At 34.3% G+C, this 23255-nt stretch carries 33 protein-coding genes; 1 reads left to right on the forward strand and 32 read right to left on the reverse strand.

Going from position 1 to position 23255, the window contains the following annotated elements:
* From MK115_RS03245 to MK115_RS03280, 8 genes are all read right to left on the reverse strand, one after another.
* On the reverse strand, positions 1-476 hold a 476-nt coding region (locus tag MK115_RS03245), incomplete at its 3' end, for a head-tail connector protein (protein ID WP_287609231.1).
* Positions 477-510: 34 nt separating this feature from the next.
* Positions 511-1023: a hypothetical protein gene (locus MK115_RS03250; RefSeq protein WP_287609233.1), complete on the reverse strand. Its 513-nt coding sequence runs from the start codon at positions 1021-1023 to the stop codon at positions 511-513.
* Between the two features lie 18 nt (positions 1024-1041).
* Positions 1042-2220, reverse strand: a complete 1179-nt coding sequence (locus MK115_RS03255) for a hypothetical protein (protein WP_287609235.1) — start codon at positions 2218-2220, stop codon at positions 1042-1044.
* Positions 2221-2242: 22 nt separating this feature from the next.
* Positions 2243-3643: a prolipoprotein diacylglyceryl transferase gene (locus MK115_RS03260; RefSeq protein ID WP_287609237.1), complete on the reverse strand. Its 1401-nt coding sequence runs from the start codon at positions 3641-3643 to the stop codon at positions 2243-2245.
* A gap of 46 nt (positions 3644-3689) precedes the next feature.
* Positions 3690-4310 (reverse strand): XkdF-like putative serine protease domain-containing protein, encoded by a 621-nt coding sequence (locus MK115_RS03265; RefSeq protein ID WP_287609239.1) that lies wholly within the window; start codon positions 4308-4310, stop codon positions 3690-3692.
* A gap of 56 nt (positions 4311-4366) precedes the next feature.
* The gene (locus tag MK115_RS03270; RefSeq protein ID WP_287609241.1) at positions 4367-5293 is read right to left on the reverse strand and encodes a phage minor head protein; all 927 of its coding nucleotides are present in this window, start codon (positions 5291-5293) and stop codon (positions 4367-4369) included.
* A gap of 1 nt (position 5294) precedes the next feature.
* Positions 5295-6968: a phage portal family protein gene (locus tag MK115_RS03275; RefSeq protein ID WP_287609243.1), complete on the reverse strand. Its 1674-nt coding sequence runs from the start codon at positions 6966-6968 to the stop codon at positions 5295-5297.
* A gap of 47 nt (positions 6969-7015) precedes the next feature.
* On the reverse strand, positions 7016-7528 hold the full coding sequence (locus MK115_RS03280) for an N-acetylmuramoyl-L-alanine amidase (RefSeq protein ID WP_287609245.1): 513 nt from the start codon (positions 7526-7528) through the stop codon (positions 7016-7018).
* A gap of 65 nt (positions 7529-7593) precedes the next feature.
* Here MK115_RS03280 and MK115_RS03285 point away from each other — a divergent pair, with 65 nt between their 5' ends.
* Positions 7594-7980, forward strand: coding sequence for a hypothetical protein (locus MK115_RS03285; protein WP_287609247.1), 387 nt, complete (start codon positions 7594-7596; stop codon positions 7978-7980).
* Here MK115_RS03285 and MK115_RS03290 read toward each other — a convergent pair.
* The 24 genes from MK115_RS03290 to MK115_RS03405 form a co-directional block, all read right to left on the reverse strand.
* Complete coding sequence (locus MK115_RS03290) at positions 7977-8357, reverse strand: hypothetical protein (protein WP_287609249.1); 381 nt, start codon at positions 8355-8357, stop codon at positions 7977-7979. The two genes, MK115_RS03285 and MK115_RS03290, sit on opposite strands and share 4 nt — an antisense overlap.
* The gene (locus MK115_RS03295; RefSeq protein WP_287609250.1) at positions 8347-8583 is read right to left on the reverse strand and encodes a hypothetical protein; all 237 of its coding nucleotides are present in this window, start codon (positions 8581-8583) and stop codon (positions 8347-8349) included. Before MK115_RS03295 ends, MK115_RS03290 begins: the two co-directional genes overlap by 11 nt.
* The gene (locus tag MK115_RS03300) at positions 8573-9160 is read right to left on the reverse strand and encodes a hypothetical protein (RefSeq protein ID WP_287609252.1); all 588 of its coding nucleotides are present in this window, start codon (positions 9158-9160) and stop codon (positions 8573-8575) included. Before MK115_RS03300 ends, MK115_RS03295 begins: the two co-directional genes overlap by 11 nt.
* Entirely contained in the window at positions 9160-9522 is a 363-nt protein-coding gene (locus MK115_RS03305) for a hypothetical protein (protein WP_287609254.1), read from the reverse strand. Before MK115_RS03305 ends, MK115_RS03300 begins: the two co-directional genes overlap by 1 nt.
* Positions 9523-9544: 22 nt before the next feature.
* Positions 9545-11830, reverse strand: a complete 2286-nt coding sequence (locus tag MK115_RS03310) for an autotransporter outer membrane beta-barrel domain-containing protein (protein ID WP_287609256.1) — start codon at positions 11828-11830, stop codon at positions 9545-9547.
* Positions 11830-12012, reverse strand: coding sequence for a hypothetical protein (locus MK115_RS03315; protein WP_287609258.1), 183 nt, complete (start codon positions 12010-12012; stop codon positions 11830-11832). Before MK115_RS03315 ends, MK115_RS03310 begins: the two co-directional genes overlap by 1 nt.
* 53 nt (positions 12013-12065) lie before the next feature.
* A complete protein-coding gene (locus MK115_RS03320; RefSeq protein WP_287609260.1) occupies positions 12066-13607 on the reverse strand; it encodes a hypothetical protein in 1542 nt (513 codons plus the stop codon).
* Complete coding sequence (locus MK115_RS03325) at positions 13598-14107, reverse strand: hypothetical protein (protein ID WP_287609262.1); 510 nt, start codon at positions 14105-14107, stop codon at positions 13598-13600. Before MK115_RS03325 ends, MK115_RS03320 begins: the two co-directional genes overlap by 10 nt.
* A 20-nt stretch (positions 14108-14127) precedes the next feature.
* A complete protein-coding gene (locus MK115_RS03330) occupies positions 14128-14511 on the reverse strand; it encodes a hypothetical protein (protein WP_287609263.1) in 384 nt (127 codons plus the stop codon).
* Positions 14512-14674: 163 nt separating this feature from the next.
* Positions 14675-15070 (reverse strand): hypothetical protein, encoded by a 396-nt coding sequence (locus MK115_RS03335; protein WP_287609265.1) that lies wholly within the window; start codon positions 15068-15070, stop codon positions 14675-14677.
* A 29-nt stretch (positions 15071-15099) separates the two neighbouring features.
* Complete coding sequence (locus MK115_RS03340) at positions 15100-15780, reverse strand: hypothetical protein (protein WP_287609267.1); 681 nt, start codon at positions 15778-15780, stop codon at positions 15100-15102.
* A gap of 14 nt (positions 15781-15794) precedes the next feature.
* Complete coding sequence (locus MK115_RS03345) at positions 15795-17834, reverse strand: hypothetical protein (protein ID WP_287609269.1); 2040 nt, start codon at positions 17832-17834, stop codon at positions 15795-15797.
* Complete coding sequence (locus MK115_RS03350) at positions 17831-18490, reverse strand: DNA methyltransferase (RefSeq protein ID WP_287609271.1); 660 nt, start codon at positions 18488-18490, stop codon at positions 17831-17833. Before MK115_RS03350 ends, MK115_RS03345 begins: the two co-directional genes overlap by 4 nt.
* On the reverse strand, positions 18487-18762 hold the full coding sequence (locus MK115_RS03355; protein ID WP_287609273.1) for a hypothetical protein: 276 nt from the start codon (positions 18760-18762) through the stop codon (positions 18487-18489). The genes MK115_RS03350 and MK115_RS03355 overlap by 4 nt, the downstream gene beginning before the upstream one ends.
* Positions 18762-19070: a hypothetical protein gene (locus MK115_RS03360; RefSeq protein WP_287609274.1), complete on the reverse strand. Its 309-nt coding sequence runs from the start codon at positions 19068-19070 to the stop codon at positions 18762-18764. The genes MK115_RS03355 and MK115_RS03360 overlap by 1 nt, the downstream gene beginning before the upstream one ends.
* Entirely contained in the window at positions 19067-19714 is a 648-nt protein-coding gene (locus MK115_RS03365) for a hypothetical protein (protein ID WP_287609276.1), read from the reverse strand. Before MK115_RS03365 ends, MK115_RS03360 begins: the two co-directional genes overlap by 4 nt.
* A gap of 64 nt (positions 19715-19778) precedes the next feature.
* Positions 19779-19931: a hypothetical protein gene (locus tag MK115_RS03370; protein WP_287609278.1), complete on the reverse strand. Its 153-nt coding sequence runs from the start codon at positions 19929-19931 to the stop codon at positions 19779-19781.
* A 169-nt stretch (positions 19932-20100) separates the two neighbouring features.
* Positions 20101-20370, reverse strand: a complete 270-nt coding sequence (locus MK115_RS03375) for a hypothetical protein (RefSeq protein ID WP_287609280.1) — start codon at positions 20368-20370, stop codon at positions 20101-20103.
* Between the two features lie 42 nt (positions 20371-20412).
* Positions 20413-21156 (reverse strand): hypothetical protein, encoded by a 744-nt coding sequence (locus tag MK115_RS03380; protein ID WP_287609281.1) that lies wholly within the window; start codon positions 21154-21156, stop codon positions 20413-20415.
* A 151-nt stretch (positions 21157-21307) separates the two neighbouring features.
* On the reverse strand, positions 21308-21676 hold the full coding sequence (locus MK115_RS03385) for a hypothetical protein (RefSeq protein WP_287609282.1): 369 nt from the start codon (positions 21674-21676) through the stop codon (positions 21308-21310).
* Between the two features lie 88 nt (positions 21677-21764).
* Positions 21765-22187, reverse strand: coding sequence for a hypothetical protein (locus tag MK115_RS03390; protein WP_287609284.1), 423 nt, complete (start codon positions 22185-22187; stop codon positions 21765-21767).
* Positions 22188-22189: 2 nt separating this feature from the next.
* Complete coding sequence (locus MK115_RS03395; RefSeq protein WP_287609286.1) at positions 22190-22480, reverse strand: hypothetical protein; 291 nt, start codon at positions 22478-22480, stop codon at positions 22190-22192.
* 4 nt (positions 22481-22484) lie between these two features.
* The gene (locus MK115_RS03400; protein ID WP_287609287.1) at positions 22485-22772 is read right to left on the reverse strand and encodes a hypothetical protein; all 288 of its coding nucleotides are present in this window, start codon (positions 22770-22772) and stop codon (positions 22485-22487) included.
* Positions 22747-23193 carry a hypothetical protein gene (locus MK115_RS03405; protein ID WP_287609289.1) on the reverse strand — a complete coding sequence of 149 codons (447 nt, stop codon included), beginning with the start codon at positions 23191-23193 and terminating at the stop codon, positions 22747-22749. The genes MK115_RS03400 and MK115_RS03405 overlap by 26 nt, the downstream gene beginning before the upstream one ends.
* Between the last annotated feature and the right edge of the window lie 62 nt (positions 23194-23255).

A 23255-nucleotide genomic window follows, 5' to 3' on the forward strand; every position in this document is an offset into this window, starting at 1 on the left:
TTGTAACTTGCAGGGACATCACTTACTCTTTCATAACCTGCCAAAAAAATAATCTTAAGCATTTCGCCACGAGTAGGGTAATTATTAAAATAAACAATATCTAACTCAGTATCTACAACATAGTCACTAACATCTACTGGAAAAGTTTCACCATTATATCGGACACTAGTCATAGACTCAACACTTATAAGCGGTCTATAAGGTAATCTTATATTTTTAAAAATGTTTCCAGGATCACTAAAACTCAAATAACTGTCCTGGTTATTGTATGGCAAGTCATAACGTACTGCATACTTTGTTTTCGTTAAAGGTTTATTTGTATACTGCTCGCATAACGATTGAGCTATTAAAATTCTTGTTTTTAGAAGTTCATCACTATCAATTACATCTTCATCTTCAGAAATAACAAGGTTACTTTTCACATCCTCTAAAGACACTATTAAATCACATTTCTTTTCTAATATCTTTTCAAGCATACTAATCAGTAACCTTTATTATTTTCTTTTGGGTTTAAAGACCTAAATCTTTAAGTGAAGTTTCTTCAAATTCAAATGGACAAAGTTCAATGTACTTATCATCTTTCTTACTTGGTTCGTGATACTTAACAGTATTACCAACTTTGTATTTATTAAGTTCTTTAACTTTATACTTCGCCTCAAGCATATCTTTAAGACCTTGAGTCACAGGTATTGCCTTGCCAGGCTCTAAACCAACAGAGCCAGCAGAATTAACTATACCTAAATGCGCTAATTCACCAATTTCCTTATGACCTTTAACGTTAATAGCAAGCTTGTTACCAAGAACATAAGTGGCTTTAAAAACTTTCCCAGTTGGTTTAGTTTTAGTTACTTTACCGCTTTCAGTCTCTTTGCCTTTGCTATCGACTGACTTTAAAGATTTAACTTGATTTGTAAGGTCTTCTATTTTAGTTTTGTATTCTTCGCCAATAGCAGCAGTGGCTTTCGCCACCGCATCAGCTATTAACTTCTCTACATCAACTTCTTTTTTCTGTGTATCTGCCATTGTTCTATATTCCCCCTATTAGAATGTTGTTGCTGCGCCAATATCAACTAACTTAACAGCATGCTGTGGCTCAAGTAGCTTAACACCAACAAAAGCATTTACAACATATTCATACTGAATTGCACCAGTTGAGTCATCAACTGAATCAACCACATGAATAATGAAATCATTATCAATGATTGCATCAACATTTCTAGTTGGAACAATTAGACCGTGGTTAGTAGTAGCCATTGCACCACCATAAAGAACTCTAGAACCGCCGATCATAAATGGATTATCTCTATTCATGATTGATCTATCAGCAACATTGTTACCAGTTCCAGTCATCCCTACTGCGATACCACCGTAAACAGCTGGAGGCAATACAGTAATTACGTTTCCTTGACCTACTTGAGTAGCAAGTTCAGGAGTAACTACAGCACTATTGTTAAGCAAAGTGATCAAGTCAGCACCACCAAAAGCAGCGTTTGAATCGCCTACAGTACCACCAGAGTGGTCATAAACAACACCACTATCTTTAGCTTGCTCAATTAAACCATCAAGTACACTTAATAATCCAGAACCAGTAGTATCTCCTTCAAGGAATAATGCTTCTAAGTTCTTTGGAGTCTCAAGTAAGATATCTTGAATTAAACCATCAAGTACAGGTGAGTTCATTGGGTCAAAACCTTCTTCAAAAGGTCTATTACCAGCAGTTCCATAACCTGGTAATTTTTGTATCGCATCTAAAGTAATAGGGATTCTTACAGTGATTCTAGCTGTATCGTTCTTATAGTTAGTAACTTCAGCAGTTGTCTGAGTTGCACCATCATTCCAAACAGTTGCGCCAGGTGTAATTCTGTAGTTATCCTTATTCCAGTTATCAATACTTTTTAAGTTAATTGCATCAAGGAAAGCAGATTCATATCTAATTCTTTCTAAAATATTAGCTGGATCTGGTCTCTTATTTGCATCATTAGCGGTTAACGTTGCCGTTGTAATCGCTTTTTTAATATCTGCTAACAATTGATTGTCTTTAGATATATTTTCGGCTTTTTGCTTATCTTCAGCAGATAAATCACATACACCATTTTCATTTTTAGTAAAAACCATGCCGTTTTCAGGCTTATCAGTCAAACTAAGTCTTTTAACCTTTTTACCAGTTGACTTGATTACCTCAGCAAATGTTTTACTGTTATGTTCAGCAGTTTGTGCCATTTGTGTTACTTCTCCCTTTTGTTTATATGTCTTTCAACACGAATTTTCTACTATCTTGGCTTTCCCCTGAGTTATCAACCTCAACAGCAGGTAAACTAGACTTGACCCTAGTTTGCTCTATGCTTACAAACTCTTCAAATGAACCAGATATTTTATCTAGCTTATCGCCTAAGTTTGTAAAATCTTTACTATATGATTCCTCTAATTGAGTAATCTTTGCAGTAATATCTTCTTTCTCTGATTTCTGAAGATCAGAAGCACTATTTAATACTAATAACTCTTTGTGAATTTCTTTCAAAAGTGCGTTATCTAAGCTTTCAGTTTTAGTTTCAGTCGACTTGTTAGACTCTTCTTCAACTGGAGCAGACATCATGCGCTCAGTAAACATTGCTAATGTTTCAGAATCAGCATAAGTATCATAAATGCCTTTAAGGTCATTAATGTAGTTAGCAGCAACATCAAAAGCACCTCTAGCACCTTCTAAATTACCTTTGAGTAAAGAACATTTAATAAACTCTTCTAAAGTGTCCATGACTTCATCCATCCCAGGGAATCCACCATCATAACCACCAATGGCTAAAGCTTCTTGAATAGTTTCAGCACCATAATAAGCACCTAAATACTCACTGTAATCTTTTTTAACTTCCTTGACGTTTTGTAAATAGTCTAAAGACTTTTTCATACCCTTAGTAATTTCAAGAATGTTCTTACCTCTACACATAAGAACTATGTCTGAGTTATCGCCTTTAGTTTCTTCAACCTCACCTTCTACTGTTTCGCCTTCACCTTCTATAGTAGGCTCAGTTTCACCACCTTCAGCTTGCTCACCTTCAGTAGCTACATCTTCAGCAATAGGCTCTTCTTTTTGTCCTTCAACCTCTTCAGCAACTTCATCTTCTTGAGTTTCTGTAGCAGGCTCCCCACCTTCTTCTGACTCAGTAACTTCTTCACTGGGTGTTGCTTCTTCTTTCTGTAAACCTTTAATCTCTTCAATAGTATTTTCTTCTAAATCAGAAAAATCAAATTCTTTAACAATAGCAGTTACACCATCTTCACGCTGAATAGCTGAAGTTTTAATAGCTTCAACCTCTAAATCTTTATCAGCTTTAACAATAAATACTTCATCATTTTCAGTCACAGAAAAACCTTCATAACCCTCGTCTGATAACCATGCTTTAACACGATCTTCATTTTCATAAAAATCTTTACTAAATTGGAATTCTACAGGTGCAATATTTTCACCGTCTAGCATCTCGGCTAGTTTCTTCTTTTTCTCAATCACTTCTATCTTCTCCCTAGACTTTACAACATCAACTGCTTCTTCGTTAGCAGGGTTATCAACAGGACTTAAAAACTTAAAGCTAGTTGGTATAAGCTCGTTTACCTGTTTTTGTTTCTTCTTAGTAATTCTTTTTATTACCACACTTTAATCTTAACCTAAAAATAAGCTTACTTTTTTTCACGAATTTTTATAAAACTCGGTGCTTACCATGGCTATTTTCTCTAGTATTTGTAACATTCTTAATCATATGATTATGTAAAATTCCATTTGAATCTAACTCGGGTGAAGTGTAACCTTTTACGAAATTACCATCATTGTCATAAAACAACCAAGCGTGATGTTCATGCCCATCATCAGCAGAAGTTTTAGTAAAGACTTGTTTTGCAAAACTAATAACTGCTTTTCTTTTAATTACCCTAGCCATAAAATCCCACGAGAAAGCATTGTATTTTTTAGTTTTCCACTTTTCCCATTCATCTTTATCGTGAACTTTAATAGCTACTATATGACAAGTCTTAGGGTAAACCTTACCAGTTAATGAACTAGGGCTTTTGCCATCAGATATATAGTGATTAATAACTGTATTGTCTTTAGCAATCCTATCGTGTTGACCGTCTATAACTTCTCTACCATCCTTGATAGCAGTTTCCATCATGTCGTAAAACTTCTTAATACCAAATTCAGAAAAGTAATCGTTATGAGCATCTACAACATTAGCCATATGAGCTATACCTTCAACTATTTGCTGATCTTCCTGTTTTTGGATCTCATCTAAAAATATCTTTTGATCTATATCGTCTCTAGTCATACTTATATTATGTCAATTTATCTTATGCTTTCTCGTGGCATAAAGTTTTTTATGAATTACGCAATAGGGGTTATCACTGACCTACACCTATTGTGAAGCGGTGGATATGGTATGTATGCGTTATCATTACCAGCGATAATTTCTTCAGTTTGCTTACTATTTGGATATGGATCTATAGTCTCCATACCTCCCTCAGTTGTTGATTCAAGCGCTGCTTCTGCACTCGGCAAAGCATCTATAACATTAAATTCTTGACCATTGTAATGTCTACAGATAGCACTAGTCCTTTCATCTAATACAGCGTTGTACCTATACTTGGTGACTCCTCTGGCTCTAGCATTAGCTAAGCTTGCCCAGTTGTAAGTTCTATTGGCATAAGCATTCGCTAAAACTCTACTATAAGCACTCTTTTGGTAATGATTATAAATACTGTTTCTTAAAGCCGTCATATCACTTAAACTTGCGTTATCTAAGCTAGTAAAGATTCTATCTACTCTGGTTCTAATCCGAGGCATTATCACCCTGCGAAAACTACCTTTAGCGTAAAGTTCCATTGATTCAGCACTAGCCTTCATCAACCTACTAATATCAGCTACTTCTATCGACATGCTAGGGAACACTTGAAGCGCACCACGCTGAGCTAAATCCCGAAAAGCATCATTATATGCCCTCAAACTACTGTTAACAAACTTTGCACCTTCTATATCATTAGCAAAATTGGTAAGTAAACTATCAAACTTAACTCTAGATATCTTACGCTCAAACAAAGCCCCAAAAGCATCTTCTATAGGAGCATTAAATTTATCAAATTTATAGATCAGAAAATCAAAAGCAACTAAAGTAAGTAATAACTCCTCGGTCTCAAAATCTTCTTCTGCTCTAACACCTCTATCCAAACCTCTTTTATAATCTGCTAGCAACTGCTTACCAGATTCGTTTTCACGAATTAAGTCTTTATTTTCATAGTGTTGATGCCAATCCAAGTTAGCTCTCCATCATCTTGTTTTGATAAAACTTATCTAACTCTTGATAAAACTCTGAAATACTACCTTCAAACTTCCTAGTGAACTCTTCAAGGATCATCGGTGGAATTGAACTGTAAGCAGTTTCTCGCTTAGGTAAATTAGTACCATAAGCTTTATTCGTTAATTCTATATGGTCATCTAAAGTAAGTAGTTTTTGATCTGATAAATTCTCTATCTGTTTTTCAGTCTGCAAACGAACTAACCCAGGGCTAGTTCCAGGAACTAAAGACCAGTATCTAGGCTTTTCTCCCCTATTATTTTGAAAGATATAGTTATTAAATATATCTGCGTACTTTTGCCTCAAAGGTTTAAATACTTTAGACTCACCCATGAGCATAGCTGTCTCAGCAGTTGCCCTATTGTAATCGTGACTAACACCTTTGTATATAAGTGGAATACGAAAATCTTTATCAATACTTTCTTCACTAATCCCCATAAACTTCTCAAAGATTACTTCTTGCTGTTTAAGGTTGTTAAGAGGGACTACGTTAATCTGTGGTGTTTCTTTACCTACTGCTCTTCCCATAGCATCACCGTTTTCAGAACCCATAGCCTCAGCAACTATTACCCTATGTTGACTCTTCGTGGCTCCTGGGCTAAACGCCTGCTTGATCCTATGCAAACTCTCAGGCTTCAAATTACCATTTGCGACAGTAACCATCATTGCAGGGATACCATTACTTTCAAAGAAGTCTAGATTGAGAGCTTGAGCTTTTCTTAAACCTTTAACCAGACTCAAGTTAGCAATCCATATAGGTAGATCTGAGCAAGTAGCAGAATAGTTACTAATCTTAACAACCTCGCTAGCGCTATCTATGTAGTCTAAACTTGGATCAACTTCACCTGTCTCAGGATTGATAATTCTTCGATCACCAAAAGATTTTAAATAACGATACTCCCCACCTTCATTAACCATATAGCGAGGCATTTTTTTAACAACTTCTTGTTCTACTATTTCGCCGTTCATCCAAACTTTATCAATAACTTTAACCTCGTCATCTTCGCTAAGAACTTCTTCAATAGTTTTAGCTGGCAAGTGATAAACTTGCTTAACTCTATTAAAACGATCCCTAACCACTTCAGAGTAAGCCTCACCACAAGAATACTCATCAATAGCCCACCTCTTAGCAAGTTCATTAATCGTCAAGCCTGGAGATAAATAATCACAAATCGCTTGCAACCTAAGCTTTTCATTCTCAACATACTGCTTGTCTGCTTTATCTTTATATTCAGGATTTAAAACTAGTGAATATTCAACCCCTGAAGCCTCAGCAGACATTACATTAATATTGGAATGCAAAGCAGTATTAATAGTTGCCTCAGTTATAAGTAAATCTTTACTAATCATTGGGCTCTTAAATGTTCTTCTTTGCCCTAATGATCTTCTAAGAGTTAAGTTTGAAAAATTACCATAAATGTTATTAGTAAATTTAGTGAAATCACCTTCAACGAAATCACTTAAATGATTCTTACTATCGTTTGTTATTACTTGAGTAGAACCCGAATTAAAACTATAAAAATCTTGTTTAGAATTTAAGTCAATAATACCTATTTTTTGACTTACTGAACCTTTAGTAACTTGCTGATAAGTTCCATAGACAGTATTAAAAAGATCACCTAATATATTTGACATCTGTTAATTTCTTTTGTGTCATTAAATAACATAAAGTTTTTTGACAACTAGAAAAGATCCCCGAAAAAACTAAAGAACCTACTTATAATATTACCGCTTTTTGGCTCTTTATTAATAACAGGTTTAGCTTTTGTGATATAGCCATGCTTATCTAAACCCAATACATTACGGTAAGGAAACACAGGGCAAGTTCTACTTATATCTATCTCATTATGACCATGAAAAGTTATCTCATACTCATAAGCTTCAGCTATTTGGCTACACAGCTCACGTAAAGAATCATATTGAGCTTCACTGAATTCATATCTACCAGTTAAGCAAATAGCTATGGTATCCCTATTAAATGGATACTGAGCCGCTGGCTGTATTTCAAGACTTCTACCTTTATGAACAACACCATCTTGAGTAATCACATATTGATAACCTATGTAAGTCCAACCATTTTCATCAACATGCCATCTAGTTATTGTTTCAATATTGTCATGCTCAGGTATGTCACTGTCCGAACAATGTAAAAAAACTTTTATAACTTTTCTATCAGGTTTTGAAAACTTAATCATAAATCCCCCCTATCAAGTAATTATAAATTATAAAATAATTATATAGAGCATTTACTGGGGGGCTCATGGAAACTCAAGGACTTAAATTTTTACTCGAAAACTGGCATAACCCACTAGCATTAATAGCTTTGTTTTTTATTGCAGTCATTTACGTCATCAACTTTCTTAACAAAAAAGAAAAGAATGCGAAAAAACAGTTATCAGATACAGATTTTGAACACTACGAAAATCTTAAATGTATTAAATACAATGAGATTATTACTTTACTGGAAACAACAAATAAATTACTAGCCGAGAACAATAATCACTTAAATGGCAACATAGATAAACTAACTAAAATTCTTGAAGAGAATGTTAAGCAAAATGATTTACTGAAAGAAAAGCTATCCGAACACTTAATAAGACAAAAACTAAACACCGACTTACTGCTTAATATTAAACACCACGACTAAGTAACACTTATATTTCTAGGTTTAATAAATAACTGCTTATCACCACTACTAAGGTTGACTTCCTCTAAATCAGACAAAGCAGCAGTAGTTAATTCAAGGAACATATCATAAGTATTATCTGCCTGAAGCTCACTGGTAGTAGTACCATAGTCTGAATTCTCTAAAGTAACCCTAAGCTTCTTAGTATCAGTTGGATGATTAGCTATCCCAGAACCAAGACTTTTTGTAACTATCGTATTCCCCGAAAAATCTTTAATTGCAAAATTTGCGCCAGTTACTCCAGTGTTAGCCGATATAGCTAAAGCTGCAAACGAACCACTGATATTAATATCAATAGGTAATTGACTTCCAAAAAATATACTATTCTTACAACTCACTTAACACCTCACTTTCTTCTATCTTAGTATCAATATCTGGTATCTCAATACTAGCTTTTAAATCATTTGTTTCTACAGTAGAAGAACTTTTAATGGTATCTACAGAAGCTTTAATAGTGTTTATTTCAATTCCAGCACTTATACCAATTACTGGAGATGCTACCAACTCAACACCTTCCCCCTCTTCGTTAAAATTTCTTCCTAGAATTAAATATTTAAGCACCATCTATTTCGTATATCCTCTCAGAATTAGCCGTGCCATTCTCGTCGGTTAAGTCAAACGTATATAAAGGTGTGGTTCCGTCGTCATCATAAATAACCAACTGATTAGTACCAGCGTTAACTTGCGCTCTATTAGTTTGAAACTTCCTAGCTATTTGGCTATCTAACATAACTTGATCCCTTTGCGCTGTACTCCATACGGTAGAACCTCCACCAGTTGCAATTGCTTGAGTTAAAGAACTTACCCTTAATTGAATATTGACTTGAAATCCTCCCAAAGTAGCAGCAAACAAAGCTGCACTATCTGGAATTGGGAATAAGTTACCATTAACAATTAATGTATGATTTGCCTCTTGCGGTCTAATTAACCAACCATTCTGTAAGAAAAAGTAACCACCTACAAACTGACCACTACCCAAAGGCTCTCCACCTACACTGTTTGCAAAAGCTGGTAAAAACTTAGAATTATCGCCTAACAGCACCCAGTCTTTCCATCTAGAATATAAGTCTTGGACATCAAAGCTAGTAGTGCCTAATGTTAATGAAATTGTTTTATCTGTTCCATCAAATACAAAACCCACTAACTAACCTCTAACGTAGCGTCAATTCCTAGTATCTCAGTTAAAACAAAAATGTCTATTTCGTAATTTTTTTGAATGATAGTTAAAGCTTCTAATTGTTTTTCTGGCGGTAATTTTTGAATCTCGTCTTCTAACACGAACTCTGTAGTGATTTTAGATGATTCCAAAAAATATCTTTTACCCTGTGTGTCATCGGCAAATTTTTGATATTCACATATAACCCTAGTAACTTTCTCAAGCTCAGTACTAATACCATTAACACGATCAATATACTCTTCAGTCCACTTAGTGTTATGCCATCTATCAAAAATTAATTGTTCTTGAACCTGCCCATTATTATCACGTATTGTTATTATTGCCATTACTTACCTTACCTTAATTGTACTAAGGATTTTCAAACTGCCTATCTAATTGTTGCTGTATTGGGATTGATTGATTTTCATTAGCATAAGTAATATTAATTCTTTGAGTTATATAAGCCAATGAATGAATAACTATAAAACCATCGTTGCCAAATTCAGTATGCTCAAAATTAAAACTAGTGCCAGAATTTTCAACACCACCTATTTCTATAGCAGTAGCAGGATTGGTACCAACATAAGCCCTGACCTCTGAATTAGGTTGCAGTCCAGTAAATATTAAGGATACCGAATTATCTACAGTTAAAGTACCGCTAGTTTCAACAAGCGTTGGAATTGCTTGAGTTGGTAATAATCTTACAGTAACTGCTATTCCTGAATTATTTTGAATTTCAAATCCTGAATTAATCGTATAAGCTCTTAGGTCAACTATCGTACTTGTTGAAGCTCCATTAATTTTAATTCTTCCACCACTTGCTCCAGTTCCTATTAATTGATTTGTAGTAAGGTCTACTAGATCTAATCTTCCGCCATTATTGATATTGACATTACCAGTTAGTACACCTTGATTTGCTGTTGTTGCTACAACTGTATTATTAAGAATTACATTACAACTTGCTGTAGCTCCATTTGCAAAAGTTAACGTGCTAAATGGAATTAAATTTGTATAATTAGAACCACTTGTAAGGGTACTAGCACCTATGGTTATAGTGCCTGAACTGTGAGACCAAGCTCCAGCAATGGAATCTATAATTAAAGCATACCCTGTGTAGCTTGTTTCAGTATTAGTAGAAGTCGTTAAATCTACAGCACCACCACCAGCGGAAATGTCTTCTATATCATCATTATCAACATGTTCTGCCTTGTGCCTATCCCTAAACTTATCTAAAGTTTCTAGCGTGCCGTAAGCAAGGACTGTAGCTTTAGTTGTTTCAGTGATGCTTGAATCATCTACATCTGAAATTACTGTGCTTAATGGCGCTCTTGCATCAAAAGAAAATGACTGTGTTATCTTGTCATACTTTCTAGTGTTGCACACATAAGGTGCCACGATTACAGCATCGTCTAAATCATAAGTAGTTAAAGCACTTATAGTTACCCTTCCCCATTCGTAAGAAGTTTTCGCCCAATCTCCATTACCATCCGAATTTCCATCGAACACCTCTACCCCATTAGTGTTTTTAATTCTAAGTCTCATTCCAGAAGCATTGTTTTGTGTCGTAACTGTTAGAGGATTGGTAATTTTAACGGTATTAGAACCTGATAGTGCCGTTTGTTGATCAAATATCGTAATACCATTGTCCTGTAGGGTTTGAATATCATTCACCAAAATATCTTCTAAAGTTAAAGTATAACCAGTGCCATTACTGCTTAACCTGGCAAAACGATCAGTAATACCATTTGGATTAAATCTTACGCCAGGTACTGTGGTGGATTGCGATAAACTCCAAAAATGATATACAACTTGAGCACCAGAATTAACACGTATGCCCTTAATCATGGCAACGTTGCTTTTAGGGTTAATTGGGCCTATGGAGCTGTTTAGATTTGAATATATTGGATTTAGAAAATAAGATTTGGTTCCATCCACTCTTCCACCTGCCGCTCCATTAAAGTTGACTGCTTGAACTTGAATCGCTTCCGAAGAGCCACTATTTCGATACATTCTTAGAAATTGAGTTGTACCAGTTATAAGAAAAGCTCCACCAAATAATCTAAAAGAACCAAAATCATCTGCTGTACTTACATTATTTCCCGTTTGTGAAAAACCACCAAAACCAGTACTGTTATCCATTAAACAGCAAGAATCTATAACAAAACCATCACTATCTAAATTACCAAATTGCATTATGCCATCAAGATCTGTCCATTCAGAATTAAATTCTAGAGTTTTGTTAATATCCTGGATCATGACATTTTGACCAATTGTCCAAGCGTTACTGGTGGTATGTCGATAGAAGTTAACACTTTCTTTAATCAAAGTTGAACCATCGTCCAAGTCATCCAACTGATAACTAACCCCTAAGTTGTTTCCAGTGGTTGGTATATCACTAGGAACTTCTGTGCCATCAGGCTTCAGGACAGGATATTCACCAAAAGGAAATAAGATGTCACAATAATTGGTTCCTTGGGCTATGATTTCTCGGCTTTCCCACTGAGCATTACCTGAATAAAAGTAAACATGCCTACCTACATCACCAGCAGCCCAACTAACCCCAGAAGTGTTAAGCCTAGTGTTAAGTCCATTAGCGCCAGTTCCTATACTAGATAGAGTTCCTGACTTATAAGGTGCAGTGGTGGTTATTGCCACTAATTATCTCCTATTCTTTCTTCTAAAGTTAATAAAACATACTCATTAAAAGACTTATTGCACTCTTCTGCTTTGGTTTTCGACCCATCAAAAATCTTTTTATCAGCGACAGTATTGATCGGGATTTCTAAAATCCTTGGTTTATCTGCTTTTTTAATTCTGTCTTCTGGTGTAATAATCATAATCTAAATCGTAAACCAAGCCTTCCTCTTATGCTCCAAGGGAAAGTACCCTCTTATGGATTAGCATAGTTCCTTTCAAGTGGAGCAACTAAAGAAACTACATTCGCTGTACTTCTAGCTATAGTACCAGTAGCTACAACATTCTGAGCTGTATCTAATCCACCTGCTACAACTGTTATGTCAGCATCAGTACCAGCAGATCGACCACCCTGCGTATTGTTGTCGTAGTCAAAATCTAATTGAACACTAGTAGCTGCTGAAATATTCCCTGACATATCAGAGCCTCCATTATCATCTACAAGAATCGCATTAGTTGAGCCATATTGATTACCATTGGCGTCAGTAAAGAAAACTCTATAATAACCATTTGTATCATTTTGTAAATTTGCATTGAATTGTAAAGTCAAAACTGCAACAAACGGGAATTGCCTTTCAGTTCCAGTGTCATCAACAAAGAATAATCTATTTGTATCAGCCGCTTGAAAATTATCGATGAAAACACCATTGTTATTAGACTGTCTTACTGTCTTTAAGTCACTACCAACAAACGTTAATAACTCATCAGCAATATTACCTATTTGAGTTCCAGTACCATCGTCTATATCAATGTTTTGCCTTAATTGATGTTGTGCAAACTCATATATTTGCTCAGCAGTTGCAGAGTTACCATCGATAATTACACCAAAAGCGAAATAAGAAGTACCTATTAATCTTTCACCAGTAAACGCAACCCAAGTCACACCAGTATCTGAACCGCCAGCAAGGTCACTATCATTACCAGCACTTGTTCCACCAGCTGTAGTTATATACCATCTATTATCAGTACTGGATTGCACTACATCATTAGCGTCATAGACAGTACTTACAGTCCAAGAACCTTCATTTTGGTGAGGAATATAAGTAATAGTCATTGCATCGTATGGCGCTACATCTGGAGTACCATCTGAATTAGCATCTATTCCAATATCAGCAGTAGTTATATTTAGATCTGTAGCCGTACTAATTGGAAATCTATAAGCTTGAGAAGCTAAGGTTGTCTCACCAATTGTGGATATATTTGATGAACCAAATAACTGCCCCTGTTCCCTAACAAATATGCTAAAGCTAGACCTTCTATCAAACCCATCACCATAAGAGCCATCACCGTTAGGGTCTGAAAGGATTTGAATAGCTTGATTAACCTGACCTGTTAACTCAAAATCTGTAGCACCAACGCCGTTATCATAATAAAGTTGATCATCTGATTCAATTGAACCTAAACCAATTACACTAGCCCATTGCTGCGTAACATTACCTGAAATATTTAGAACAGACCAGCCACCAGTTCTAATTAAAAATCTAGAAGCATCATTTAAGAAGTCCCAACCATCTTTCAACTCAAAACTTTCATCAGTAATAGGTGTTTTAGGGAAAGGGAACTTAATTAAGTTAGCATCATCTTTCCATTCTTCTTTCTCAAACGAATAAAGAGCTTTTAAAGTTACCCCATCACTAGACAAATTACCTGCTTCAGCTAAAGCTATTGTTAAGCCAGTAGTATTAAATGTAACTTCTGTACCTTGGTTTAAAAAATCTGGATCGGTAATTAAAGCCATTTAGTAGCACCTCCGCATTTTTCAAGGCAATATAAAGTAATGCCATAGTGGAATAAAGGACTTCTCATACCACTCTGCTCTATTGGGTAAACAGTTTTGCAATAATCTATAGCTTCCTGAAGCAAGCCAGCATTTAAGCCTTCAATCTTATCTTCAAAAACTACAGTATCTAAACTAGTTAAGTAAGAAGCTACGCTTTTCAATTTACCTTGGAAAGAACTATTATGTCTAACAATACTAGGGTCTCCAATATCCCAAAGCTCTGGAAAACTTTTTATACCTTTCACCCTTAAGGATACTGGTAACTGCTTAATATAGCCATTTACAAGACTTTGCTCTTGAGTCGATAACTGCTCTTTCTTTTCTGCTTTTAAACGACACTTAAATAAATCTTGCCTTAAAGCTTTACGCTCTTTTCTTGCAACGCTCCAGCTTTTATTTATATTGGAATAAAAAAGCATTACATTTTTAATAAAATTTTGGTCTTTTTCCTCAACCATATATATATTTTAACTTTGATTTACATACGCTTTTTAAGACAGAAATTCAAATAATCATGAGCTTTAAACTTGTTATAATACTTGCCATTTATTTCAATAAAAGCACCTGATTTTAATTGAAACTTTAAATAAGCTTCATAACTTTGATACTCAGCAAACTGGCAACAGTCGGTATTTAATCTATATTGCTTATACCAAGCTTTGGGATCTAACTTTTGTAACCTTTGTTTAAAAGCTTCTTGTAAACACTTAAAATGCTTGATAGCTTCCCATGTTGCTACAGTTAAACCTCTTCCACTTAGCTCACTTTTAAGCCTTTTGTATACCTTTGGGTTTAACTCCTTAAGTTGATCAATAAAAACTATTAGATAATCTTGCATTTTTGTTAATTTACTTTGTGTCATGAAAGAACATAAAATAAATTAAACCCCCTGATATTATTATGGATTAAATCAAGGTTTTTGTAAATAAATTATTAAAACAATTCGCCAAAGCTATTAAATTATCTATAAAAACATCCAAGTCCAAACCTAAATCTAGTTGTAAATCTAAATCAATTGTCATTATTTAGTCACTGATTTCTCTATCAGATTTATACTCGACTAAAGTTAAATTTACATTTGCATCAGAACCAGAAATTAAACTCATCTTAGTACCCTGTTTAACAAAAAATATTTGTTTTTCACCAGAAACAAACTTGCGATTAGTGGATACAACGGTTGCAGCAGGGACAGTAATTGTTCCACCACCACCAAAAGCAATATTATAATTAAGATCTTTGTCGGTTTGAAGCATAACCCCAGCATCAACTAGGAACTCTACTTCTCTTGCAGTACTGGCGGATAACTGAAAATTACCACCTGTAGCTGAACCACCATTTAACTTGATAAATTGAATTTCATCACCATTGGGGTCATGGGTAACTATTTCAGCTAAAGTATTTTGAAATCGGTTTACTGACATAACTTAATTATAATTCATCCTTAATATATTTACGGTGAAGTTAAAGCAGCGCTTGCTACGACTAAAACATTTGATAAGCCGTTTAAATTAGTTGCAGTTATACTCTGTAATCCTGAAACATTGTTACTATGAGCACTAGCTGCAAATTCAGTGCTATTAACATCCGCTGAAAAATCTTGAGTATCAACACCACCAAGCGTTATAAAGTTTGAATTATTGTTTGATATAGACCCTACTAATAAAAAACTATCAGGATCAGCAGTTAGAGAAACAGGTGAACTAGAACCGGTATTACTATTGAAAGTAGCTAAAACCTGCGATATATTCTCCGTACATTCAGTGTAGTAAGAATGTATAGCCGAACCAAAACTACTTGTATTATTTAAGACCACTGTAGCAGTAGTTGCAGTGGCTAATTTTATTGCCCAAATTTGGCTACTTACAAAACCTGGTCCAAGACTCGCTATTAAGCTGGCGGCATTGCCATTAACCGTCATCGTAGTAGCCTTAGTTCCAGTAAGAGTTATAGTCGTCACAAACAAAACCAATCGGTCTAAAGATGCTGTACCTAAAGGCACATTAGTAAATGTACTACCTCGACTACCTGTAACACTCCCTGCATAAGTTATCTGCGCTGGCGAAGGGGGTGATACTATATCACCTTTAGAAGGATTACCTAAATTCAAATCTAAACCTAGCCCAAAATTCATAACTTAATTATATTTCACATTCTCCACATATCTATCTCATCAGACAAGTATTCTCTATTTAATCTTTCTTCCAAGTAATCATCTACAGAGACTTTAGGCTTTTCTATTTCTATTTTCCTTTCATAGTCATAAGTCCAAACATCTAAATTCTCTAAAAGCATTTTACGCTTAATATTTGCATAAACTACACTTTCTAGAATATTATGACAAACCCCTGCAACTGCATCTGATATATCTTTACTACCACCTACAGGCTTTTCAATTACTCGCTTCTCACCAGTAACAATCTCTTCTAAAGCTCTAAGTTCACTACTTAATAATTTATTATCAACTACTGATACTCTTTCCTGTTCAATTAATTCTTTTAAATCATCAAATGGCTTGGGGTCTCTAACTGTACTAATAACTCTTGTATAAAAACCTTCATTCTCTAACTCTTGAATACTTTCCGTACTCTGGAATGAGTCATAGCTAATATATTGTAAGTTTAACCCCCAATCCCTAAGCTTTATAAGATCTTTCCTAATTTGAGCAATATTAACTTTGACACCATTACCTGGAGTTAATGTATAAGCAAATGGAACGTCTATATAAGCTTTAAAAGCATTACCTACTTTTTCAACTTTAGCTAAATAACCAAACGCCATAGCAGCCTTACAATTACTTACAGCCAAGTCAGTGTGCTCAAAAAATATCTTCCTAGGGTGTTCTCTTTGAATATTTCTTTTGTTCCATTCTATTTGACTATTAAAATTACCTCTACGCTTCCATAGATCAGTATTATCTTTTAAATCTAAAGCCCAATAAGTTTCTTTATCTTTTGGATAAAATATTTGATCGATAATCTCACCAGTATCAAAGAATGGATTAACAGCTTTAGCGCCTTTCCCTATAAAATCTTTTTGAAACTTATAAGGATTAGTAATAGCTATTTCATAAAGAGACATTGGGCAATCATTTCTAATGGTCATGTCATCCTTAATATCTTTTTCTTCAATGACTCCAGGTGGATATTTGCTATCACTTAACCTAAAATTGAAAAACTCTTCATCTTCAAACTTTTTAACTTCCCATAAAGCATATTCATATACTCTAGTGCAATGCTCTTTATAATTCGTAAACTCTTGAGCTAATCTTTGAGTAAAATCATCTTCAACCCTAGCGGAACCAGCTACTATCATTTTTGTAAAGTTGAAATCATAAGCACCAAATCTAGTTTGTATTCTAGATTCTAAAGTTCTATAGTTTCTTTCAGCTACATCTAGTAAACCACCTGTATCTTCAGTATCTTTTTTTTTAGAATTAGTAATTATCGGCTGGTGGTTCATTTCATCCATACCAACAAAGAAGTAAGCTATCGCTTTTTTACCATACTTACTAGTAGCTAGCATTGGAGATAGAAGTAACTCATTATTATCACCAATCTCTAAAGCTGATTCCTTCCTCTTGTTAACTGGTACATGTTTAATAACATAAGGCATTGATAAAAACATCTTTCTACAAGGTTCATAAAACACTTTATAAGTTTCAGTTTGACCATCTGATAAAACACCTGCCACTAATACAGTCTGCTCAGCCATGCCGTAAACTCTTCTTATATTCTCAAAGCAATTAGCATAAAGCAGTGAATAACAAGCCCCAATCTGCATAAAGAAAGTTTTACCTTGTCCCATAGAACCGCCATGAATAACTTCAGTAACAGGATCTTCACCAGCTAATACGTCTGGGTAACACTCGTAAAGCATTTCTCTTATCTTAGGTCTATAAAGTTGATTTGATAAATATTCGTTACTCTCACAAAACTCTTGAATAGTTGGAGGTACATGGCGCATCCCCATAATAGCCTCAAGAAAATCAAATCTCTGCTTCTTAATTACACTGAAAGCTGCATTGTGGAATATCTTAGCTTTTCTAGCCTCTCCATTAGTTTTATAAACATCTCTAAGGTTTAGTAATTCTTCGCCCCAATAATTAATCGTCTTTATCTTGCTATTTGTATCATAGTCATTTAAATACTTTTCTTTATATTGGTTTTGAAGGTTTTTTAAATTCATAAACTAAATAAACTACCCTGACTTAATCTTTCTTTACAAATGTTTACATACTCTTCGATCATTTCAACCCCAATAAAATCAATACCTTTCTTTTGGCATACTTTTAATGTTGTGCCTGAACCAGCAAAACAATCAAGAACTAGTTTAGGCTTTTCTTTATTTACTTTAGTATAAAGGTCTATACAGAAACTTATGACATTCTCTGGTTTCTGTGTTGGGTGATAGCGTTTTTCTTGACCTTCTCTTAACATTCCATTCCATCTATGCTCTATTTTCCTTACAGAACTTTTTAAGTTTGTCCATGCAAGCTCGCAATCAGCAAAATCAGTAGTACCGTTTAATTTATCCCAAACTATCCAGCAAGCACTTGGCGGTAAAGCATAATAATTCCCCCCCCAAATTATTGAATTTTTAGCCTTAGAAATTAATTTATCAATTAATGATTGATTTACTGTAGTTTTATCCCAATCGTAATTGGTATATTGACGACTAAAAGACTTTTTAAACCTTAGGTCATTTTTTCTTTCTCCTCGTTTCGACATAATAGAATCAACCGAAATTCCATAAGGTGGATCAATAAGCAATAAATCAACATCTGGTAAATCATCTATTACGTCTTCTATTTTTGCGTGAATTATTTGATTTTTTAAGTTCAAAAAGTACCCCCACTACTATAAAAATTACTTGGCAAAGTATTACCTGGTACTGGACTGGGATCAATCTTTTCTATATACTCCCATAAATCAGATTGCAATACCCTAAAATAATTAGCCAGTACTGGTTCGCTAACCTTGTAAAGACAACCTTGCCTCACTTCTTTATAATGCTTTAAAAATCTATCGTCAGTAAATCGCTCAAAAAACTCTAATAATAAAACTACTTTTGATAAAAGCCAACCTAATTTAGTTTTATAAAATCTATCAGCCATTAAATGTTTATCCCCGTTGTTTTAAATTCAAAGCCTGTTTCTTTCAACTTAATTAAAGTTTCTTCTTTAACTTTACTACCATCAATAATCACGGGTCTCATAGCCAGCATCCCATCCATAAAATTATCTACTTCCATCCTACTCTCATCTAGTTGATTTGCATATTCTTGAAGTTCTTCTCTTATTATTTTTTGATCTTCTTCAGAAACACTAGTTAATCTTTCATGTTTAAACCAAGATCTTAAGAGATTACTTAAGTTATTATCATCTAGTCCGCTTATATATGGTTTTTTTATTTCTTCATTCATGAACCGCTTTTCTCTTCCTTTTCTACAACATCTTGAACAAAAGTAAATTCATAATCAAGCCTAGGATTTTCACCTAAACTAGAAACTGAATAAAATAAGATTTCCATATCGTCTAATCTATACTCATCTACGTCTATACCAATAAACCTTAACGCTTCATTTAATTTATGTTGAGATATTTTATGCACTATCTTTATTGGTTTTTGGGGTTTTATTGTTGGGGGTAACTCGCTCATTTTTGCCATATTATTTATCTCCTTAAAATTATTTTCACAAACACCATCTAGTTGATATAAATCACCCTTAATCAAATTAAACGAATCAATATCCAGCAAGGCATCAATCAAATAAAAACCATCACGCCTGCTATGAGGCTTTAGTAATGTATGGGGCATCGGTGGGTTCCAAACCCTCTTTAAGTACACACCCCTATCAAGTCTAGACCATTTACCTCTCAGAGATACCTCAAAGTATTGAATACTATTAGAGTCTAAATAGAAAGATTGCACCATACCGCGCTCAACCCATTCATTCACAAACTCTGCACAAGCTTCCGTGCCATCAAACTCAAGGTACTCATGGGTTGCATATTTTTTGCTTTTGTAAACTTTTTTAGTATAATCTACTTTACTACTGATCCTCACCGAACACCTTAAACCTTTGCTGATATGATAATCTTTCTATTTTAATATGTTCTATTTCTGACATTTAATTTACCTCCAAGTTATTACTATTATATCTTTTAGAAAGTTTTTTGTAAAGAAATATTCCCTCAAGGTTACTTATCGGCACAGCATTTATTTTCAACCTCTGCTGACCTTGATGCCTTTTGCTTGTTTTTAAAGCTTTAAAATTACACATATTTACCACCCTTACAAAACCTTAAGATATTCTCTTGAACCCAAACACTTATCTTGAAGCTTGATCAAAATCCTCGGGGTTTTTAAAGGCTCCTTAATAATTGGCTCTTACGAGCTCTAAATAATTGTAAGCCATTTAAGTTAAATACGCTTAGTTTCAAGATAACCATCTACTCTACACCAATATCCCTTAAATCTTTAGCAAATTGATCAACGTTATAAATCAACCTATTAAACTCTTTCTTGTGCTCCATTTGAGTCGCTAAAGGCATATTCTCATAGTCGTAATACAAGCCAATAGCCTCTAATTCTTCTTTAATAACCCCATTAAAAGCCTCTTTCTTGACTTCATCCTGGCATTTCGTCTTAGCAGCTACTAATCCGAATATAAGATCTAGTCTTTGCCTAGTCTTTAGTGTTGCTTTCTTTGTTTTATTCATGTTTTTACCTCCAAGTATTTTTATGAAAATTGTTATAAATAGTTAGTTCATATTAAAGGCATCATCACTTAGCCTGTCTTCAAAACTAGCTTGTATAGCCTTTATTGAGTCAGTATCTATCTTTTCACCCTTGACTACATTCTCTACATGGCTTCTTATTTCATTAGCTTCTTGATGGGCTAACTTAGATTGATCTGCTCTTAGGTCTTTAGATGCTTTGTCGTACATTCCTAGTCTTGCAAATAGATCGGTCTGCAATTGCTGAGCTTTACAGAGTAATGCTCCAGAATCATTAAATAGCTTAGGTAGTGCTGCTTTATCGCCTAAAGAGTCTATCTTAAAGTTGCAGTCTTGGAGAGCATTATGGGTTTGATTAAAGATAGTAAATGCTTGACCTTTAAATGAATTAAAGAACTCTAATTGGTCTATTAGAATGTCATATCCTAACTTAGGGTCTGTTAAGCCTTTTCTTTTAGCTTCTTTATAGTCACTAATAAGGCTTTCGGCTTCTTCAATATCTACACAGCATAACTCTTCACCTATTTGCCTTATAGACTTTCCTTGAAGTGTTGCTAGGCTTATGTATTCAAACAGAGTGGGTTTAACTCTTGGGTGACTGTAGTCCATTCCTTTTTGTAAAAACTTGTTTAGTTTCGTTAATAGAGTATATCTTTGGGTGTCTAATTTTTGGTTAGTATTGCTGATTTCTAAATCTAGAGAATTAATCATTAACTCTACTGGGTTTTGTCTTTGCCCTTTTGATTTAGTTAATGTTTTTTCGTTCATATTATTATTCAGTCTATTTAGGCTATCGACTCTCTTGTATATTTTTAACAAAAAACTTTATGCAAGTTCAGGGCATAAAGTAAATTGACAAATATAATGGGTTTACAGATACAAAAACACTATTCCCCCACTAGTAATTATACCAAGTTTGTTAATATTTGCCAAGCGCTAATATATCTTTTTTAGTACCCATGCCCCTCTCTAGCTCATATCCATAAACAGGTTTATCCATTATTTTCCACAACTTTTTGAAATTACGCGGCGTATCGCTTGACATACAAGCTGGATGCTTAATTTCCAACAACCTAAGTTGCTCTAAAAATTCACAAACACGCCTGGCAAACTTATGTAACCACTCAATACACCGCTCAGGGGTATCACAGGGGCAATCATAACGCTTTACAATTTTAGTTTGTAAATCAATTAGACTCCAAGCCGATAAGTGCATCCTTGCCGATATTAACCACAATGGATACCCTTTGTCCAAATAAATCAAAAATTTAACTTCAGCTTCAGTCATTTCAAAACAAGACACAATTTGCTGATCTTTAGTAAATTCAATAATATACTTCTTTTTCAATTGACTCAATTTACCAACACCCCATTAATCACACCCCATGTTTACGCCTTGTGACCAATTCTTCCAAAACAAACTTAGCCATAGATTCAACGTCATCAAGTTCGGTCAAAAATTGCGAAACATGAAACTGGAAAAACTCTTGTTGGCACAATGCCTTTTTTGACTTAATAGCTTCTTCATAGTCTTTTGAATATTTCTTCCTCTGAACTAACCAACAGAAAAGATCATATGCAGTATAAGCCTTACACCTATTCTCTGATAAATTCCACGCCATATCATGCATGTACCCACAATCTATAGCATTAGATGATTTCTCATCACACCACATTTCTACACCATCCAATTCAGCACAAACACCCCAAAAGCCAGTATGAAGCTGAAAATCAAAACCATACTGCTTAAGTATTAACGATGTTTTATAAGTTGTTACTATATCCTTCAATTCATTCATATTTAACCTCCAAATTTTTCTTTATACTCTTGGATAAACACTCTATTGTTACGCACTTCTTCAAAGTCACATTTTTTTACATCGCAAAAATCACTAATACGCTTTTCTTGCCAACGTATTACATCCCAATTTGCAACATATTCACTTGGAATAATGAACCTTTCAAGCCAAAAAAGCCACTCTGTGTCACCATCCATAAATTTATTAATATCAAATCCTGAGTCTAAATCATTTTCAACAAAATCGCTGCGAACTACTTCGATACCTAATTTACCCCAATCAATACTGCCCATACTACTACCCTAAATCAATCCTAGATTTATACTCTTGAATAAATGACGATTTTCTAATGTCTAAATCTTCTAAACCACCTATTAAAATTAAAAAGTTCTTAAAGACATCAAATCTAGATAAAGATTTTGAATTAAATATCACAGAATAATAAACCTCTTGCAAATCAACTGTATACACCTCAGACTTGTCATACTTTCGCTCACCAACTATACAATTTTCATACTTATCAGCTATTTTATTTACAGTCTTTTCAGACCATGTTTTATTAGGTTTTATTATTGTTACTTTCATTTTTTTTATCCTTATCTCTATATTCACTAATCAACCTCTCACCAAGCTTAATACACTCTTTTTCAATTAAAGCTCTAGACATTTGCCCAAAAAGATCATACATTTCCTGAGCGTCCCAAATACCTTTAATTGCTTCACTATACTCAGACTCACCCATATGATTTAAGTGATACATTTCGCCATCTTCTTCTTGCCATAAACCTATGGGGTTTATACAGGATTCATCATAGTAAAGTCTAAGGTTGTTGAAATAAAGGCTAAAACTTACGGCTCCAAACCTATGATCGACATGACCGAATTCGATAAAAGCTGTATCCGAATCATGATCGTAATTGTGATTATCTATATCATAAGAAAGAAAACCCCCTGCCCTTTCTTCGAAATCTCGTAAAAATTGCTCTTTGGTGTATTTATTTTCCATTCTTTTCTTTCTCCACTTGTAAATGTTTTACATAATCTATAAGCCTGTTAAGTGAACAAAAT

Origin of the sequence: Prochlorococcus sp. ALOHA_ZT_50, from assembly GCF_022447305.1 — a bacterium.
In the GTDB taxonomy this organism is placed as follows: Bacteria; Cyanobacteriota; Cyanobacteriia; order PCC-6307; family Cyanobiaceae; genus Prochlorococcus_A.

Bases quoted from the DNA above. Each gene is read 5' to 3' on its own strand.
- MK115_RS03250 (WP_287609233.1), bottom strand. From the start codon at position 1,023: ATGGCAGATACACAGAAAAAAGAAGTTGATGTAGAGAAGTTAATAGCT.
- MK115_RS03255 (WP_287609235.1), bottom strand. From the start codon at position 2,220: ATGGCACAAACTGCTGAACATAACAGTAAAACATTTGCTGAGGTAATC.
- MK115_RS03265 (WP_287609239.1), bottom strand. From the start codon at position 4,310: ATGACTAGAGACGATATAGATCAAAAGATATTTTTAGATGAGATCCAA.
- MK115_RS03275 (WP_287609243.1), bottom strand. From the start codon at position 6,968: ATGTCAAATATATTAGGTGATCTTTTTAATACTGTCTATGGAACTTAT.
- MK115_RS03280 (WP_287609245.1), bottom strand. From the start codon at position 7,528: ATGATTAAGTTTTCAAAACCTGATAGAAAAGTTATAAAAGTTTTTTTA.
- MK115_RS03285 (WP_287609247.1), top strand. From the start codon at position 7,594: ATGGAAACTCAAGGACTTAAATTTTTACTCGAAAACTGGCATAACCCA.
- MK115_RS03295 (WP_287609250.1), bottom strand. From the start codon at position 8,583: ATGGTGCTTAAATATTTAATTCTAGGAAGAAATTTTAACGAAGAGGGG.
- MK115_RS03305 (WP_287609254.1), bottom strand. From the start codon at position 9,522: ATGGCAATAATAACAATACGTGATAATAATGGGCAGGTTCAAGAACAA.
- MK115_RS03315 (WP_287609258.1), bottom strand. From the start codon at position 12,012: ATGATTATTACACCAGAAGACAGAATTAAAAAAGCAGATAAACCAAGG.
- MK115_RS03320 (WP_287609260.1), bottom strand. From the start codon at position 13,607: ATGGCTTTAATTACCGATCCAGATTTTTTAAACCAAGGTACAGAAGTT.
- MK115_RS03325 (WP_287609262.1), bottom strand. From the start codon at position 14,107: ATGGTTGAGGAAAAAGACCAAAATTTTATTAAAAATGTAATGCTTTTT.
- MK115_RS03330 (WP_287609263.1), bottom strand. From the start codon at position 14,511: ATGACACAAAGTAAATTAACAAAAATGCAAGATTATCTAATAGTTTTT.
- MK115_RS03335 (WP_287609265.1), bottom strand. From the start codon at position 15,070: ATGTCAGTAAACCGATTTCAAAATACTTTAGCTGAAATAGTTACCCAT.
- MK115_RS03340 (WP_287609267.1), bottom strand. From the start codon at position 15,780: ATGAATTTTGGGCTAGGTTTAGATTTGAATTTAGGTAATCCTTCTAAA.
- MK115_RS03345 (WP_287609269.1), bottom strand. From the start codon at position 17,834: ATGAATTTAAAAAACCTTCAAAACCAATATAAAGAAAAGTATTTAAAT.
- MK115_RS03355 (WP_287609273.1), bottom strand. From the start codon at position 18,762: ATGGCTGATAGATTTTATAAAACTAAATTAGGTTGGCTTTTATCAAAA.
- MK115_RS03360 (WP_287609274.1), bottom strand. From the start codon at position 19,070: ATGAATGAAGAAATAAAAAAACCATATATAAGCGGACTAGATGATAAT.
- MK115_RS03370 (WP_287609278.1), bottom strand. From the start codon at position 19,931: ATGTGTAATTTTAAAGCTTTAAAAACAAGCAAAAGGCATCAAGGTCAG.
- MK115_RS03375 (WP_287609280.1), bottom strand. From the start codon at position 20,370: ATGAATAAAACAAAGAAAGCAACACTAAAGACTAGGCAAAGACTAGAT.
- MK115_RS03380 (WP_287609281.1), bottom strand. From the start codon at position 21,156: ATGAACGAAAAAACATTAACTAAATCAAAAGGGCAAAGACAAAACCCA.
- MK115_RS03385 (WP_287609282.1), bottom strand. From the start codon at position 21,676: ATGACTGAAGCTGAAGTTAAATTTTTGATTTATTTGGACAAAGGGTAT.
- MK115_RS03390 (WP_287609284.1), bottom strand. From the start codon at position 22,187: ATGAATGAATTGAAGGATATAGTAACAACTTATAAAACATCGTTAATA.
- MK115_RS03395 (WP_287609286.1), bottom strand. From the start codon at position 22,480: ATGGGCAGTATTGATTGGGGTAAATTAGGTATCGAAGTAGTTCGCAGC.
- MK115_RS03400 (WP_287609287.1), bottom strand. From the start codon at position 22,772: ATGAAAGTAACAATAATAAAACCTAATAAAACATGGTCTGAAAAGACT.
- MK115_RS03405 (WP_287609289.1), bottom strand. From the start codon at position 23,193: ATGGAAAATAAATACACCAAAGAGCAATTTTTACGAGATTTCGAAGAA.